This window comes from Psychrobacter sp. ENNN9_III, assembly GCF_001462175.1.
In the GTDB taxonomy this organism is placed as follows: domain Bacteria; phylum Pseudomonadota; class Gammaproteobacteria; order Pseudomonadales; family Moraxellaceae; genus Psychrobacter.
This window is the reverse complement of sequence record NZ_LNUO01000101.1, coordinates 1-16,952: the sequence shown is the minus strand read 5'-3', so window position 1 is coordinate 16,952 and position 16,952 is coordinate 1. Positions and strand designations below refer to the sequence as shown.

The following is a 16,952-nucleotide window of genomic DNA, read 5'->3' as shown; positions in this document are numbered from 1 at the left end:
AGCTCACGATCGGGTTCTTGAAATTTTGGTAGACGTTTATAGTGGCTTTCGCTATCAAGTAGCTCATGCATAACGAATTGAATATCACGTAATGGGGCTTTGTACTGCATAACTTCCTGTCCTTTTTTTGATATGACCGACAGCAAACAAACGACTTGGTTTGTGATTATTTTGACTGTTAGTATGTTACTGATATCAGATTTGCCTACAAGAAAGACTTAGGGCAGCGATATCGGTCATATAATATAACGTTGAAAAATGCTAAAAGAATTATGACTGTATTAGTAAATTCACCTCAAAAGATAGGCGTTCACTAGAAATTATACAAGTTTGGTTATAATACTGATAAGTCATGAACCTATCTTGCATCCTTTATACAATCAACGTTAGCGCTTAAAAAAAGACAGTACCAAAGTTGTGGTAGATACCGTACATACGGTAGATGTACAAGTCTATAAAAGGCCAGTATGTCTGGTAACAAGGACAGTTAAGATCAGCTAAAGTTTGGGTTTGGAAGAGTTGATTGTCTTAACATATCGGTTGCTATATCGGCAGGTACAGGACGTCCAAACCAGTAGCCTTGTCCATATTGACAGCCCATTTGTAATAACAAATCACGTTGCTGCTCAGTCTCGATACCTTCAGCGACGGCACTCATATCCAAAGCAGTAGCCAGATCTAAAATAGCTTTAACGATGGCAGACTGAGTACGATTATTCACGATTTTATCGATAAAGCTTTTGTCAATTTTAATAAAATTAAAGGGATACTCTTGTAAGTAGCTAAGAGAGGCGTAACCCGTACCAAAATCATCAAGAGACAAACAGACTCCCAACTCTTTTAGCGCGATAAGCTGTTGTTTAACACTTGCATGCCGCAGCATCAAAGAAGACTCGGTGACTTCGATATGCAACTGATCAGGTTGAATAGAATGATGAGTGAATAGATTGGTTACAAAGTCAAAAAACTCAATATGGCTGAATTCTGCAGCGTCAGCATTGATGCATACATGTTGCGTAAAACTCATCGATTCCCAAATACATAGCTGTTCAGCGATCTGAACAGCCATCTGACAAAATAAATCAAATGACAGTTTATGCTTGATGATGGCTTCAATAAAATCTTTTGGTTGTAGCAATCCGCGCGTAGGATGGTGCCAGCGTACAAGCGCTTCAAAACCAGCGATAGCGCCTGTTTCTAATGTGACTTTGGGTTGATAGTATGGCACGAACTGCTTGGCCACTATGGCTTCACGCAGCTCAGTCTCTAATTGTAAGCTATCAATTGTTTCGTGATTTATCTCGTCGTTATACCAGCAAACATCATCTCCGCCATACCAGCAAACATCATCTCCGCCATGCTCTTTGGCGTAGTGTAACGCTTTTTCAGCTTTATTTAGTAAGCTGCTTAACTGGTTACCATCTTTAGGGTAATAACTGACCCCAACTGATATTTGTAGATAAATACTGGTATTGTTTAGGACAAATGGTCGCTCGCACATATGCATCAAGCTATCGAGTTCGTGGCGTACCAAATGAGCATCACTAAACTCAAACAATAGTCCAAAGTCATCGCCACCTAAGTGTGAAAAACATAGTAGCTGGTTGAGCTCAAGGGCATTTACTCTAGCAACGAACTCTCTTATAAGCTCATCAACATTGTCTTGCCCAAGATTATTGACCAAAATACGATAACGATCGATATTGGCTCGAATAATCACCACTTCTTGAAAGCTATCCATCAAAACATCATTGGTCTGACTCAAAAACACTTTGCGATTGGGTAGACCTGTAAGCTGATTATGATTGAGCAGATGCGCGACTTGTTGTTGGTCTTCGACGACTGAGGAGATGTCACGTACCATACCAACATAGTAGACAGTTTTGTCCACATAAAATCTGCGATAAGATATATGACAATTGAGTGTGCGTCCATAACGGTTTAGTAGAGCGAAATTATTTTCATAAAACCCCTCATCATCTAGTCGATTGGATATGTCTTTTAAAATGGACTGTTCTTTTTCTGATAAGAATTCTGCAGCATATATACCAAGAGGCCGTCCAATCATATACGGCTCTTCAAAACCAATCATCACTTCATAAGCAGGATTAATGGACATGTAGCGTAAGTTAGCGTCCAAGATAAATACAGCATCTTCGAGACGTTCGCACAGCTCTGTCATTAATTGCTGCTTAACTGATGGCAAAAGGGGCGCAAAGGTAGTCATAATTGAGACTCAATAGTCAAGCAAGGATGTTAATATTATAATAAAGTTATAAAATAGCGATTGTAAATAATTTGCGGACATTTGTCCGATATTTTTTATTTTATTGGGATGTTTATACTTTTTATTTGTGCGGATGATAAAGTGCATGTAATGTGGCTAAAGCGACAACAGGGGCAGTCTCGGTACGTAAGACCCTTATGCCAATCTGCCAAGGTATAAATCCAACATCAACTGCTTGTTTGCGTTCTTTTTCACTAAGGCCACCTTCAGGACCAATGATTAGTTCGATATAAGGTAACTCTTGTTTCAATACTGTCAATAACGACTCAGGCATTGCAGGTTGATCGGGCGCTGGTACACTAAGCTGCATACGTAGATCAGCTGGCTGCTGTAATATCTGGTAGTAAGGGTCTTGATTAAGCATAGTGACAATAGGGCTAACAGCTGTTTGTCTGCCTGCAGTATTGGTGTTTAAGCCTTGCAGCCAGTCATGGATAGAGATAGGGGAAAAAATAAGAGGCGGCCGATTTAGTCCGCACTGTTCACTTGCGGCAATAGCCACTTGCTGCCAGTGTAGAAGCTTCTTGTCTACTTGTGCAGGCTTTAAATTTACCTCACCATGATGACTGCTTAATAATTGAATACCAGTCACACCTAGTTCAGTGGCCTTTTGAATCGCATAATCCATTCGATCTCCACGACTCATAACCAAACCTATTTTGGTATGGATAGGCGCACTACGATCCTCACCGATATGAGCCAATAACGTAACCGTGGCGTTTTTTTTGCCAATGTCTTGCAGCTTTACATGATATTCGCCACCGAAGCCGTCGAATAAAATACCTTCATCTCCGACATTTGCACGTAGTACACGGCCCCAATGATGTACGATGCTTTCTGTCAAAGCGATATCTGTACCAATAGAGAAAGTACTTAATTTAGGGTAATTGGCATCAGTATCACTGCTAGTAGCATAAAAAAAGCGTCTCACAATTACTAAATCCTATGTTTTAAACAATAACGTTGTTCGATATTTTAGCAAAATATTGTTTAGATAAAAGTATCTCTATAGTAAATAGAGCTTAATTTAAAAGTACATTTTTTATAAAGGTAGTATGGCAATGATAATTTATAGTTAGCACAAAAAAACTGGCCCTCCGAAGAACGCCAGTTACTATAAATAATCTGTTATAAGAACTAAGAGACAAGACCCAAGGCTTCTACCAAGCGCTTGTTTGGCTCAACTTTATTCATGCTATAAAAATGCATGGCTGGCACGCCCTCACTGATAAGACGCTCGCACAGACGATAAACCACTTCAAAACCAAACTCACGAATGGCTGTGCGGTCATCGCCAAAGTCAGCCAATTGTTTACGCACATAACGCGGAATATCAGCGCCACAGCTATCAGCAAAACGCATTAAGTTACTTGAGTTGGTGATCGGCATGATACCTGCAACCAGCGGCTGAACAGCAGTATCGATACCGCGTTTTTCTAAGGTGTCTCGCAGATATAGATAGCTATCAGCATTATAAAAAAACTGCGTGATAGACGCATTTGCACCAGCCTGGTACTTATTAACCAAGTTATCAACGTCAAACTCAAAGCTACGCGCTTGTGGGTGCATCTCAGGGTACGCGGCCACTTCGATATGGAAATGATCGCCTGAATGCTCCCGAATAAACTTGACCAAGTCTAGTGCAAACGGTAGCTCACCCATGCCGACTTGCCCTGAGGGTAAGTCGCCGCGTAGGGCAACCAGACGCTTGATACCTAGACTTTTATAATGCGTTAGAAGCTCAGCAATCTCGGCCTTGTCGTCACCGATACAAGACATGTGCGGCGCAATATCGGTCTCACCGCGCGCACATAATGCTTGGACGATATTTAAGGTGCGGCTACGAGTCGAGCCACCAGCCCCATAAGTCACCGAAAAATACGCAGGTGATAGCTTATTGAGCTCATCATAAGTACTGAGGAGCTTTTCATGGCCTTGCTCAGTTTTGGCTGGGAAAAACTCGAAGGAGAAAGCAGGCTTAGTCACAGTCTGACTCCTATTAGTATTTATAAGCGTCAGGCTTAAACGGACCTTCGACAGGTACGCCTAGATACTCGGCTTGTTTTTCAGTCAGTTTCGTCAATGTACCGTTAAAGCCTGCAACCATTGCCGCCGCAACTTCTTCGTCAAGTTTTTTCGGTAAAACTTTAACGTATAAATTATCAAAGCGCTCATCGACTGGCAGCTCAGCGAATTTTTCTTCAAACAGATACATTTGTGCCAATACTTGGTTAGCAAATGAGCCATCCATTACGCGCGATGGGTGACCAGTGGCATTACCTAAGTTCACCAAGCGACCTTCAGCAAGCAAAATCAAATAATCGTTTTTGTCATCCGAGCGGAACACTTGATGCACTTGTGGCTTAATCTCAACCCAGCGCCAATTGTCACGCATAAATTGCGTATCAATTTCGGTATCGAAATGACCGATGTTACAGACGACCGCACCCGGTTTTAGCGCGGCTAACATATGTTTGTCACAAACGTGATAGTTACCGGTAGTGGTAACAATTAAGTCAGTATCTTCTAATAGGCGAGTGTTGATGTTTTCTGCGCCGCCAGTGTTATCGCCGTTGATGTAAGGCGATAATACTTCATAGCCGTCCATACACGCCTGCATAGCACAGATAGGATCAACTTCTGATACACGGACAATCATACCTTCTTGACGTAAGCTTTGCGTTGAGCCTTTACCCACATCACCATAGCCGATGACTAGCGCACGGCGACCAGCAAGGAACATATCGGTAGCACGTTTGATGGCGTCATTTAAGCTATGACGGCAGCCGTATTTATTGTCATTTTTAGACTTGGTAACCGCGTCGTTAACGTTGATAGCCGGTACTTTTAGCGTACCTTTACCCAGCATTTCAACTAAGCGATGGACACCTGTAGTAGTTTCTTCAGAGATACCATGGATGTTATCAAGCATTTGGGCATAATCGTTATGAATCAAAGCAGTCAAATCACCGCCATCATCCAAGATTAAGTTGGCATCCCAAAGCTGACCGGACGCTTCGCCGCCAACGTGGATTTGTTGACGCAAGCACCACTCGTACTCTTCTTCGGTTTCGCCTTTCCAAGCATAAACAGAAATACCAGCAGCAGCAATCGCCGCAGCAGCATGGTCTTGAGTTGAGAAGATGTTACATGAGGTCCAGCGTACTTCCGCACCGAGCGCAACTAACGTCTCGATAAGGACAGCCGTCTGAATAGTCATGTGGATACAGCCAGCGATTTTTGCGCCTTTAAGCGGTTGGTCGGCTTCGTAGCGACGACGTAAACCCATCAGGGCAGGCATTTCGGCTTCAGCTAAAGTGATTTCACGGCGACCGTAATCAGCAAGGCTGATGTCGGCGACTTTATAGTCAGTGAAAGAGGGGTCGATCGTATGGGCAGATGGGGTGTTAGACACTGCGTCCATAATATGCTCCTATCAGTTAATAGATAAAAAGAATAAAAACGCAGGTGCCGTTATTTGCGCTGCTCATAACCAAAAATGGTAATAAACAGTTAACCGAGCCTAACATAATGATTGATTTGCAAAGCAATAAAGCTTAAGTGCAGTAATCGATGATTATGGCGCAACACCTCTCGGAGGTCGTTATTGTAATTGATGAGGATTAATTTGTCACCTATTGGCTGATATAAATAATAAGTGGGTAAGTCATAAAAAAAGGCCATCGATTGATAGCCTTGATTATTTATATACATGCTGTGTTATGAAGCTAAATACTTTTAGAACCAGTTATAGGTGAGTGAGGTGAAGAAGTTGGTGCCGTCGGTATTATAACCAGGCAAAGTCACATATTTCTTATTAGTAATATTGTTTAAACGGGCAGTCATTGTTAAATTATCAGTCAATTGGTAATTACCACTGATATTCAACAAGCCATAGCTGTCAACACGTTGTTTATCAGTATTATCAATACCGCTATAGTAATCATCTACATATTGATATTCAGCACGAATATCTAAGCTTGGTAAGCGATATCCGATGTAAATTAAACCCTTATGTTCAGGACGAATGGCAAGAAAGTTACCGTCATTGGCTTTACCACTATCATCTTTAGCTTGCTGATAATCATAACTTCCACCAAATAAGTAGCTATCAAGAACCCAGTCTGATGTTAAGGTTAAACCTTTAATTTTAGCTTTATCAACGTTTTCACTGCTACCGCCAGCATATTTACCATCAGTATCAAATATTGAAACGAAACTAATTAAATCGTCAACTTTATTATGATAGCCGGTTAAGCGTGTGGATTGGAGCCCCGTATTGTACTCAATAAATGCCTCATAGTTATCGCTGGTTTCAGGTTTTAGGTTAGGGTTACCTGAATTTGGGTAATACAAGTCATTAAAAGTAGGGGCGCGAAAGCCTTTTGCATAATTAGCTCCTACTCGAAATTCTGGAGTAAGATGATAGGCTGCTCCTAAGTTATAAGTCGTTTCACTATCAAAGTCAGAGTAATCATCATAACGTACATTAGCTTGGGCATCGATATTGTTATGCGAGACTAAATAGCTTAGGAAGCCGCTTTTTACTTTACGATCATTAGCATCATATACATTTGATTTCAGCTCTTGATTTAAATGTTCAGCACCTATAATGGCTTTACCAATAGGCAACGTCTGAGTTCTCACTAAGCTTATCTGTTGTTGGTTATTATCATATTTACTGCCATTGTTTACATCCGTTTCGTAGGTTGTTGATTCATCAATGCTGTAGCCATAAGTGAATTTAGTACTGCTACTGTCATCAAAATGCTCAAGATAGGCACTAGCAGCTCCATTATTTTGTTCTGCAAAAGCATTCTTTAAAGCGGGGGCATTAGTAAGGTAGTCATCATAAGCGTCAATATCTGTAGTCGACTTTGAATAAAGTCCACTTAATCCAAATTTCAAGCTATCGCTAATATTTTGGCCGAATGAAATACTATAGTTGTCACTTTTAAACCCATCATTATCTGTTTGAGAGGGCAAACTACTTGGTAGTGTCGCATTAAATCCATCTGTCTCTTTACGATTGGCGGATAAACTCAATGTTGTCCCTTTCTCATTAAGAAACTGAGCACTAGCACCATATAAGTATTCGTTATGCGATCCTACGCCAGTAGTTACTGATACATTACTTCTATCGATATTGGCACCCTTAGTGAATACTTGAATCACTCCGCCCATGGCATCAGAACCATAAATACTAGAACCTGACGCACCGTATAAAATTTCGATACGGTCAATTTGATCAGCAGGTAATAAGCTAAGGGTCGCGCCGCCCGCACTAATTGAGCTATAGCGAATACCATCAATAAGTACTAAGATTTGGTTGCTACCGTATCCACGGATGTAAAAGTTTGAAGTAGTACCCGGACCACCATTTGTGTAATGACTTATCCCAAGTTGATGCTTAAGCACTTCAAGTGCACTTTGACCCTGATAACGCTGCAATTCCTCACTATCAATGACCTGAGTTTGGGCAATGACATTACTGGTCTTAGTTGGCGTCCGCGTCGCCGTCACGACGATTTTATCAAGCTCAACTTGTGGTAGATTGCTATTGTTGATGGAAGTGTTCTCAGAGGTAGCTGCCATTGCAGTATTAACTGCAAATAAACCAAGCGCGCTTAAAACGCTTAGGCGAAGATAGGTAGTCGAAGATGAACGCAAAAAAGTCATAAATTATCCAAAAGTTATCAAACCAAAATTACCAAAACTGTCAAATGGTTGGAGCAGCGCTCATTATCTATAAAAGTTACGGCTTTATAAACTACTTTAACCCAATGTTTCTTCACGGTAAGGTGAATGGTTTTCATCATAAATTGTGATAAGTTCACACAAATACGCCGTCATTATTTGCATAAGTTAGCAGGCGATAAGAACCAAGGTATAAATGAGAATTAAAAATATAAATTACTATAAAAACCTGCAATCAAACCCACTACTTTTATGAATAATTGTTATGATAGCGGCAGATATTGTTCATTGCCTATTGTCAATTGTACTACTACTAGAGTTAAGAGGTTGGTTTTGTTTATTAAGCGTGATTTGAGTTCTAATACTGCTTTATCTCTATTAATGCCATTGATTAAGATGCCATTAATGGTAATTGTACTTCTAGCCTTTATGTTACTGAGCATGATGTGGCCTCATAGCGTCAATGCTGCTGAGCCCGGTGCGCTTGGTGTCAGTAATGGTAGTAGTGAAGAGACCGTACGTCAAACATTGCCAGACTCATTTGGACGCGATACGCCGCGCCATACAGTACAAGGGTTTATCAGTGCACTGGGCGAAAACGATTATCTATTGGCAAGTAATTATCTTAATTTGTCCAAATCTGATAATCCAACGACGGCGGTACGCGAGTTTAAGCAAGCGCTTGATGCTGGTGGACGCTTTCAGCCTGACTTGCAAATCAATAATACCCCTGAAGGTAACTTAACCGATCAGCTGCCACCAAGCCAAGAAAACGTGGGTAATATCAGTATTGGCGAAAAAAGTGTGCCATTATTACTTGAAAGAGTTGTGTCCAAGCAAGGTGAGCAGTATTGGCAGTTTTCTACTGAGACGCTAAGCTCTGTACCAGAAGTATTAGAAAATACAGAGCCTACTTTGGTATCTCGCTACACGATTGAATCACTAGAAGATAAGAAGCTATTTGGCTATCAAATGGCTGATTTGGTCGCGGCGCTTACTATGATTATTAGTAGCTTTGTGCTGACTTATATCGTGGTTTGGCTACTGTATCATTTACTAAAAATCGTTTACCCACGTGTACGCAACACCCCGTTACCTGTACCGGACAAAGTTATCTTGCCACTGGCTGTTGTCATCATGGCATTGATCTTGTCAGAGGTGATGGTCTATGCAGGCGTGTCGGTAACGCTACGGGAACCCGTTAACCGTTTTACTGAAATCGCTTCTTGGCTTGCAATAACGTGGTTGCTGCTACGAGTCATCGATGCGATCTTTACTCGTGCGGTTAACCTAAGCTATAAGAAAAACTATACTGAACGCGTCTCTATATTAGGATTATTGCGAAAAGTCGTCAAAGCCTTGCTGCTTATTTTTGCAGTAATTGTCATTTTTGGCAATTTGGGTTTTGATTTGACGACTGGTATTGCCGCATTGGGGGTTGGTGGTTTAGCATTAGCACTTGGTGCGCAAAAGACCATCGAAAATCTGGTTGGTAGTGTGGTCGTAGTGGCAGATTCGCCAGTGCGGATAGGTGACTATTGTAAGTTTGGCACGTATGAAGGCACGGTAATTGATATCGGTATTCGCTCATCGCGCGTACGTACGCTATCACGAACCATTGTGACCGTGCCTAATGGCGATTTTTCATCCATGCAAATTGAGAACTTTACCTCTCGTGATATGTTCCGCTTTTACCATCAATTGTATCTTAAACGTACTGCTGATATCGAAGTAGTCTTTAAGATGGTAAAAGACTTAGACGAGTTTTTAAACGAGCATTATTTAACCAACCAAGAATGGAATCAGGTCAATATCTTAGAGCTACGCCAAGATTGCTACGTGATTCAACTGCAAGCGTATATCAACGCCAACGATGTGATGGAATTCTACGATAAACAAAACGTCGTGTTCGTTGATGTGCTCAATCAGGTAGCGAAGTACAAAGTCGAGCATGCGCTACCAACGCAGCAGCTGATTGTAAATCAAGCTGAGCTTGAACATCATATTGAAAATAATGTTGGAGGAAAAAATAATAGTGAGAATAGCGACAGTCAAAGTGAATCCGCTGAACCATTAGAAAATGGAAAAAATACTAATCATGATGTCGATACCAGTACGGATGCCGATGGCAAGCAAGATGATGCTATTATTTTAAACAAAGATGTCGATAGTAATAAAAAGGATAAGGCATCTAATAAGAAAAAAGAAAAAACTAGAAAGGCTGAGGCAAAAAAATCTCAAAAAAGCAGGAATTATGCTTTAGCAAAGCGTAAATTTAAGCATGCTAAAAAGAACTTTAGTCTTTCTATATGGAATCAGCCTTAAAGTAGAAGTTTGCGCTACTGCTTATGGTGCTATAAATATTTGATATTATTAATATTATAAAGTTAAGTCATCAGTTTTATAATGGGATAGTAGTTTTATTACGCATTAACCCGTAATACGACCAAAGCAATAGACTGGCCGCACTACGGTGCGGTGACCAGTCTTGTGTCAGATGGTTTAATAGTTTTGGCGTGGGACGCTCAGGCAAATCCAATAGTGTCATCGCGGCAACTTTGATTGCCAAATCATCGACAGCGAGGACATCAGCGCGTTTTAGAGAAAACAGCAAATACATCTCAGCCGTCCAGCGTCCGACACCTGTAACGGCAGTCAACGTCTTTATTACTGCCTCATTTGGCATGGTTTCTAATGCCGCAAAGTCTATATCGTGCTCTACTAAAGAGCGGACATAGCGGGTCTTTTGTTTAGATAAGCCTTGGGCTCTGAGCGCGTCATTGCTTGCGTGCTGAATCATGCTAGGAGTGGTCAAGTCTGCATCGACCAATCGTTGCCAAATACTGGCTGCCGCAGCGACAGACAACTGCTGGCCGACCATCGCTCTCATTAATTGCCCAAAGCCACCAGTATTATGCCTGAGACTTGGTATGCCAACTTGCTCGTAGACCGGCGTAAATCTCGGCTCGATTGCTATCAAAGCATCGATATGTGTGATTAGCTGTTCAGGAGTGTCAAGGGTTTGTATATTCATGATTGATTCACTTTATTTAGATTCAACAAAAAGTGCAACATGCTCCAAAGAAATACGCAATGTATTTGTATAAAAAAAGACTGCTTATCGGCAGTCTTTTTTTGCTTTACCCTAAGGTTTATTCACCATCGACTTTAGGCTTTTTTAGCAGTACTAGTACCGCACCATTACCGCCATCCTTTGGTGGAGCAGAGCAGAAGGCTAATACTTCTGGCAGCTGACGTAGCCAGCCGTTTACGCAAGTTTTTAGAATTGCCTCAGAACCTTTGCCATGGACGATTTTTACCATGGTTTCATTTTTTTGCTTGGCTTGGCTAAGTAGCTGAGTCATTGCTTCGCGTGCTTCTTCGATGGTGCAGCCGTGAATGTCTACTGCGTCATACCAGCGTAGCTTGCCTTTTTTAAGCTGATCAAAAATCTTGTTTTGTAAGGTAGGCTGTTTGTAAGATAAATAGGCTTCGCTTGCGACAGGGTTGAGCAATGCTTGCATATCTGACAAGCCTGCACCTAGGTCATCGCTATTACTGCCTTGCGCGGCAGCACGTTTTGATAAAGTCGTGGCATCAGGTTTGCCAGCTTTATTGCTTTTAACAGGAGAGCGTACATTTTTGTCTTCAAGCTGATTTACACCGTGCATCGCTTGCATAAACAGCACTTTATCATCATCGATATGTTCACTGTCTAGTTGTTTAACCGTCTTTTTGACCTGCTTTTGAGTTGGCAGTGACACAGGTTCTGTCGGTTTTTGGTTTTCACCTTCAGGCGAGTTGGTATCACGTCCTTTACTCAACTGGCCTTTTAGCTCTTTGAGTTGGTCCTGCATTTCTTTTGAAAATAGAGAGTTTGACATAAAATTTAATGTATCGTTGGTTGATGAAAAATTGATTTGAGCGTTTATACAATGTATACAAGGGGCGTTTTTCGCTACTTTACTCGTCTGTAGCGACGCCTGCAAGTAAGGATTGTAACGCTTGTCCAGGATGATCGGTTTTCATGAACTGCTCACCGATTAAAAAATGCTGGATGCCGTTATCTAGCATTAGACGAATATCAGCGCTGCTATGAATCCCGCTTTCAGTGACGATAAGGGCTTGTTGCGCGGTATTATCAGCATCAGCTGTCAACGCATCAATTAAGATGTTTTTTAGATCGAGTGTGGTTTGCAGATCGACATCAAAAGTATTCAAATCACGATTATTGATACCGTAGATATTGTGCTCGGAGCGTGGTAGCTGGAGCGCGCGTTCAAGCTCAGCTTCGGTGTGTACCTCAATCAATACATCCATACCCAGCTCGATACTGAGGGCATGCAGCTCCTGTGCTTGCTCATCATCAAGGCAAGCCATAATGAGTAGTATGCAGTCAGCGCCCATCAAGTAGGATTGATAAATTTGGTACACATCGATCATAAAGTCTTTGCGTAGTATCGGTAGACTTACGGCATTGGCAGCGGCGATAAGGTAGCTATCATCACCTTGAAAATAATCGCGATCGGTGAGAACAGACAAGCAGCTAGCCCCTGCCTGCTCATATTGCTGGGCAAACAACGCTGGGGCAAAGTTATGATTGATGATGCCTTTAGAGGGAGAGGCTTTTTTGATTTCAGCAATGATGCCGATACCTCTCTCCTTAGTGCTGGCCGCGCGCAATGCCTGAGCAAAGCCGCGACGCGGTCGCTTGTCGGCCGCTACTTGTGTCTGCAGGTCTACAAGAGAAAGCGCTTTACGAGCCGCTTTTACCTCGACTTGCTTGGTCGCGACAATCCGCTGTAATACTGAAGGTATGTCTGTATGGGTCATGCTCGTATCCAGTTATCGTTAAAGGTAAATGGGCAATGATGTTTAAATTAAGCGCTAGCAGCAAGCTTTTGGCTATATTGCGCTAAAGACTCAAGTTTGGCTAAGGCGTCACCATTTTGTATCACCTTTTGTGCGCGACTGACACCATTTGGATAGTTGCTGGCAAGTCCCGCCGTATATATAGCAGCGCCTGCGTTTAGTGCAATCATGTCTCGTGCTTTGAGTACTGCACGGTCGTGGGTGTCTGTACCTGATAGGGCAGCGCGTATTAGCTCTAGACTTTGCTTTGGCGAGTCTACATCAAGACCGATAAGGGTTTGTGACTCGACACCGGCATCTTCTGGCATCATCTCATAAACCGTTATTTTACCGTCTTTTAGCTCGGCGACGGTTGTAGAAGTAGCAAGGCTAATCTCATCCAAGCCATCTTTTGCACCGACCACCATAACGTGACGCGCGCCTAAGTTTTTCATCACTTTAGCGATAGGCTCACACAGCTCGGCAGTAAAGACGCCAATCACCAAATTGGGTACACTGGCAGGGTTGGTCAAAGGCCCCAAGATATTAAATATCGTCCGCGCTTTTAGCTCGCGGCGTACTGGGTTGGCATAACGCATGGCGCTGTGGTGATTGGGTGCAAACAAAAAGCCAACCCCTTCGTTTTCTATGCATTGTTTGGCTTGATCGGGGGTGAGAGCCAAACTAATTCCGGCCTGCTCGAGTAAATCTGAGCTGCCTGACTTGGTAGACACACCGCGGTTGCCGTGTTTAGCCACCTGTGCACCAGCTGCGGCCGCGACCAAGGCTGAGGCAGTGGAGACGTTAAATAAGTTGGCACCATCGCCGCCAGTACCGACGATATCGACCAAATAACTGCAGTTTTTTGGATCTATATTGGCCGCCAAGGCACGCATGGCACTGGCTGATGCAGTAATCTCGTCGATGGATTCGCCTTTCATGCGTAGACCCGTCAATATAGCACCCATCATGGCATCGCTACATCTGCCTTGCATAATAATCAGCATGATTTTATACATCTCATCAAACGTCAGATCAATGTGCTGAAATATTCTAGCCAGCGCTGTGGTTAGCAGTTTGTGCGTTTCTTCATCTGATAGCTGTGCGATATAACTTGGTATATCAGCGGCTGGTTTATAGTCTTCCTGTAACTGATTAATAGTCATTAAATTCTCACTTCTTCTTATCTTTTATAGTAATTTTAATTGGTTTTTTGCGCGCGTTGACTTATCTTTTCAAGATAGTTTTAGCATGAGCACTATGCATCAAGCTATGGTATTGAGGCTTCATATAAAGGCACACACAATAGTTATCCCACTTGTGGCAACTCATCTACAGACAATACGGCCAAATTATGGGTCTGTAAAAAGTTATTAAGCAGCTGATATCCTGCTTCACTTAAGATAGACTCAGGATGAAATTGTACCCCTTCGATGGCAAAAGTATTGTGCCGTATACCCATGATCTCCTCAATGCTACCATCCGCGTTTTGCGTCCAAGCGGTCACTTCTAAGCAATCAGGTAAGCTGGTTTTATCAACGACAAGAGAATGGTAGCGCGTAACTTGTGAAGGGTTAGGCAAATCAGTAAAAATACCTTTATTTGTATGATAAACAGCCGATAAACGTCCATGCATCACTTCGCCAGCTTTGACCACTTGACCACCAAATGCTTGGCCAATGGCCTGATGACCTAGGCATATACCTAAGATAGGAATAACACCTTTAAAAGTGTCAATAACCTCTAAGGAGATACCGGCACGATCCGGATCACATGGACCAGGACCAATGACAATGACGTCAGGAGCCAGCGTTTTTATTTGTTCAATAGTGGCCTGATCGTTACGCCAGACGGTGATGTCCTGCTGCAATTCACCGAAGTACTGTACAATGTTGTACGTAAAGCTGTCGTAGTTATCGATCATTAGAATCATTCTGGTTTCAACCTGTTGGTGTGATGTTTTATAAATGCTCTACTATTATACCTTTTACTGTTATATATGCAGACAATTAGCATGTTTTATAGAGGCTGAATATCTTACCACTATTTTGCTGGGTATCAAACGTCACATATAGCAGTTGGTTATTTTTGCAACTCTTATATCTTGAGACAAACACATCTTTTAGAACAATCCATACTTTATATGAAAATAAAATTATTACGCACTATTTTGCGGCAATTCAAGATATAAAGCACTAATTTGGTGCAAATACTGCGTTAGAGCTTTTCATCGTTGTGCATATTATAAGATTGGTCTGTTAAAACTGGTTTGTACAGTGTATATCGTGTTTTTAGAACTATCCTATGTTTATTACGGCTTAGAGGCCAAAAGCAAGTTTAAATCGTTATCAAAAAATAAGTTTGGCACAAGCTTTGCACCCCTATATTTGTAACATGATGCTGGTATAAATTTATATCCTATCATTCCTTATTGTAAGTTTAAGGTTAAAATCTAGCGGATAAGCTCCTTAAGATGTTATAACTGTCCAGCATTATTGAATAGATATTGCTAAAATAGCGCCAGCATTGTATGAGCTTATGAGTGATAGAGGAGAATGGTTGAGCATTACTACCATCATAAATCTAAACCAACACTTAAATATAATAGTAAATGTCGCATCTTAGAATTGAACAATAAACGTAACAACATGACCACTATAAGGGAGACTATTCATGTCCAATAAATTACTGGATCTTATCAAATCATCTAGTGCAAAATGGGTTGATTTTCGTTTTACCGATACTCGCGGTAAAGAGCAACACATCAGCTTTCCGGCGCATAGCGTTGATGAAGAGGTGATGGAAGATGGCAAAATGTTTGATGGCTCGTCTATCGCTGGCTGGAAAGGCATCGAAGCTTCAGATATGATACTGCGTCCTGATCCAGAGACCGCGTTTGTTGACCCGTTCTTTGACGCTGTTACTGTGGTCGTTACCTGTGACATCATTGAGCCATCAACGCTACAAGGCTATGACCGCGATCCGCGCTCTATCGCTCGCCGTGCAGAAGAGTACCTCAAATCGACGGGTATTGGTGACACCGCTTATTTTGGTCCTGAGCCTGAGTTTTTCGTCTTTGACGATGTAAAATGGTCGATTGAGATGTCAGGTGTGAGCCATAAAATTACCGCTGAAGAAGCAGCATGGTCGACGAATAACGATTATGAATGGGGCAACATGGGTCACCGTCCGCGCGTGAAAGGTGCCTATTTTCCTGTACCACCAATCGATAGCTCACAAGACATGCGTTCGGTCATGTGTGAGCGTCTAGAAGAGATCATTGGGGAGGGCTGCGTTGAGGTACATCACCATGAAGTAGCGCCTTGTCAGTCTGAGATTGGGGTGGCGTTTAATACGCTAGTGCGTAAAGCCGATGAAGTACAGCAACTAAAATATGTCGTACATAACGTTGCGCATCAGTTTGGTAAAACCGCAACCTTTATGCCAAAGCCTGTAGTTGGTGATAATGGTTCTGGTATGCACGTCCATATGTCTATCTCAAAGGACGGTGTCAACACTTTTTCAGGAGATGAGTACGCTGGTCTGTCTGAAACGGCGCTCTATTTTATCGGTGGTATCATCCATCATGCCCGCGCGTTAAACGCGATTACCAATCCATCGACTAACAGCTACAGACGCTTAGTACCACATTACGAAGCGCCTATCAAACTGGCATATTCTGCTTCTAATCGCTCAGCATCTATCCGTATTCCGCATGTGAGCAGTCCAAAGGCGGTACGTGTCGAAGCACGCTTCCCTGATCCAGCGGCTAACCCATATCTAACTTTTGCCGCGCTACTAATGGCTGGTCTTGACGGTATTCAAAACAAGATGCACCCAGGCGATGCTGCTGACAAAAACTTGTATGATTTGCCGCCAGAAGAAGAAGCACAAATTCCAACAGTTGCAGAAAACTTAGAAATCGCGCTACAAGCATTGCGTGATGATCACGAGTTCTTATTAAAAGGCGATGTCTTCACTGAAGATATGCTTGAAGCGTTCATCGCGCTAAAAGAAGAGGAAGTGCAACGCGTTAATGTCACAGTGCATCCAGTAGAATTCGATCTGTATTACAGCTGCTAATCTATCGTCAATACTTAATATGAGTTTTATAAAG

At 42.2% G+C, this 16,952-nt stretch carries 13 protein-coding genes; 2 read left to right on the top strand and 11 right to left on the bottom strand.

Going from position 1 to position 16,952, the window contains the following annotated elements; genetic code table 11:
* From PENNN9_RS12535 to PENNN9_RS06450, 6 genes are all read right to left on the bottom strand, one after another.
* A partial coding sequence (locus PENNN9_RS12535; RefSeq protein ID WP_197409082.1) for an acyl-CoA dehydrogenase N-terminal domain-containing protein occupies positions 1 to 110 on the bottom strand: 110 nt, incomplete at its 3' end.
* Between the two features lie 383 nt (positions 111 to 493).
* Complete coding sequence (locus PENNN9_RS06470) at positions 494 to 2,227, bottom strand: GGDEF domain-containing phosphodiesterase (RefSeq protein WP_058368884.1); 1,734 nt, start codon at positions 2,225 to 2,227, stop codon at positions 494 to 496.
* 121 nt (positions 2,228 to 2,348) lie between these two features.
* Positions 2,349 to 3,218, bottom strand: a complete 870-nt coding sequence (locus PENNN9_RS06465; protein ID WP_058368883.1) for a 16S rRNA (uracil(1498)-N(3))-methyltransferase — start codon at positions 3,216 to 3,218, stop codon at positions 2,349 to 2,351.
* A 206-nt stretch (positions 3,219 to 3,424) separates the two neighbouring features.
* Entirely contained in the window at positions 3,425 to 4,273 is an 849-nt protein-coding gene (locus PENNN9_RS06460; protein ID WP_058368882.1) for a methylenetetrahydrofolate reductase, read from the bottom strand.
* Between the two features lie 13 nt (positions 4,274 to 4,286).
* Positions 4,287 to 5,711 carry an adenosylhomocysteinase gene (ahcY, locus tag PENNN9_RS06455; protein ID WP_058368881.1) on the bottom strand — a complete coding sequence of 475 codons (1,425 nt, stop codon included), beginning with the start codon at positions 5,709 to 5,711 and terminating at the stop codon, positions 4,287 to 4,289.
* 314 nt (positions 5,712 to 6,025) lie between these two features.
* The gene (locus PENNN9_RS06450; protein ID WP_058368880.1) at positions 6,026 to 7,966 is read right to left on the bottom strand and encodes a TonB-dependent receptor domain-containing protein; all 1,941 of its coding nucleotides are present in this window, start codon (positions 7,964 to 7,966) and stop codon (positions 6,026 to 6,028) included.
* Between the two features lie 459 nt (positions 7,967 to 8,425).
* Here PENNN9_RS06450 and PENNN9_RS06445 point away from each other — a divergent pair, with 459 nt between their 5' ends.
* The gene (locus PENNN9_RS06445) at positions 8,426 to 10,309 is read left to right on the top strand and encodes a mechanosensitive ion channel family protein (protein ID WP_227511751.1); all 1,884 of its coding nucleotides are present in this window, start codon (positions 8,426 to 8,428) and stop codon (positions 10,307 to 10,309) included.
* 76 nt (positions 10,310 to 10,385) lie between these two features.
* Here PENNN9_RS06445 and PENNN9_RS06440 read toward each other — a convergent pair whose 3' ends face one another.
* From PENNN9_RS06440 to PENNN9_RS06420, 5 genes are all read right to left on the bottom strand, one after another.
* Positions 10,386 to 11,018, bottom strand: a complete 633-nt coding sequence (locus tag PENNN9_RS06440) for a DNA-3-methyladenine glycosylase family protein (RefSeq protein ID WP_058368879.1) — start codon at positions 11,016 to 11,018, stop codon at positions 10,386 to 10,388.
* A 118-nt stretch (positions 11,019 to 11,136) separates the two neighbouring features.
* On the bottom strand, positions 11,137 to 11,868 hold the full coding sequence (locus PENNN9_RS06435; protein ID WP_058368878.1) for a Smr/MutS family protein: 732 nt from the start codon (positions 11,866 to 11,868) through the stop codon (positions 11,137 to 11,139).
* Between the two features lie 79 nt (positions 11,869 to 11,947).
* The gene (trpC, locus tag PENNN9_RS06430) at positions 11,948 to 12,817 is read right to left on the bottom strand and encodes an indole-3-glycerol phosphate synthase TrpC (protein ID WP_058368877.1); all 870 of its coding nucleotides are present in this window, start codon (positions 12,815 to 12,817) and stop codon (positions 11,948 to 11,950) included.
* Positions 12,818 to 12,864: 47 nt separating this feature from the next.
* The gene (trpD, locus tag PENNN9_RS06425) at positions 12,865 to 14,001 is read right to left on the bottom strand and encodes an anthranilate phosphoribosyltransferase (RefSeq protein ID WP_058368876.1); all 1,137 of its coding nucleotides are present in this window, start codon (positions 13,999 to 14,001) and stop codon (positions 12,865 to 12,867) included.
* Positions 14,002 to 14,144: 143 nt separating this feature from the next.
* Positions 14,145 to 14,768: an anthranilate synthase component II gene (locus tag PENNN9_RS06420; protein WP_058368875.1), complete on the bottom strand. Its 624-nt coding sequence runs from the start codon at positions 14,766 to 14,768 to the stop codon at positions 14,145 to 14,147.
* A 740-nt stretch (positions 14,769 to 15,508) separates the two neighbouring features.
* Here PENNN9_RS06420 and glnA point away from each other — a divergent pair.
* The gene (gene glnA, locus PENNN9_RS06415; protein ID WP_058368874.1) at positions 15,509 to 16,918 is read left to right on the top strand and encodes a type I glutamate--ammonia ligase; all 1,410 of its coding nucleotides are present in this window, start codon (positions 15,509 to 15,511) and stop codon (positions 16,916 to 16,918) included.
* Positions 16,919 to 16,952 lie beyond the last annotated feature (34 nt).

Excerpts from the sequence above, each read along its gene's own strand:
- glnA (WP_058368874.1), top strand. The coding sequence starts at position 15,509 with ATGTCCAATAAATTACTGGATCTTATCAAATCATCTAGTGCAAAATGG.
- ahcY (WP_058368881.1), bottom strand. The coding sequence starts at position 5,711 with ATGGACGCAGTGTCTAACACCCCATCTGCCCATACGATCGACCCCTCT.
- PENNN9_RS06470 (WP_058368884.1), bottom strand. The coding sequence starts at position 2,227 with ATGACTACCTTTGCGCCCCTTTTGCCATCAGTTAAGCAGCAATTAATG.
- PENNN9_RS06450 (WP_058368880.1), bottom strand. The coding sequence starts at position 7,966 with ATGACTTTTTTGCGTTCATCTTCGACTACCTATCTTCGCCTAAGCGTT.
- PENNN9_RS06435 (WP_058368878.1), bottom strand. The coding sequence starts at position 11,868 with ATGTCAAACTCTCTATTTTCAAAAGAAATGCAGGACCAACTCAAAGAG.
- PENNN9_RS06445 (WP_227511751.1), top strand. The coding sequence starts at position 8,426 with ATGATGTGGCCTCATAGCGTCAATGCTGCTGAGCCCGGTGCGCTTGGT.
- PENNN9_RS06420 (WP_058368875.1), bottom strand. The coding sequence starts at position 14,768 with ATGATTCTAATGATCGATAACTACGACAGCTTTACGTACAACATTGTA.
- trpC (WP_058368877.1), bottom strand. The coding sequence starts at position 12,817 with ATGACCCATACAGACATACCTTCAGTATTACAGCGGATTGTCGCGACC.
- trpD (WP_058368876.1), bottom strand. The coding sequence starts at position 14,001 with ATGACTATTAATCAGTTACAGGAAGACTATAAACCAGCCGCTGATATA.
- PENNN9_RS06440 (WP_058368879.1), bottom strand. The coding sequence starts at position 11,018 with ATGAATATACAAACCCTTGACACTCCTGAACAGCTAATCACACATATC.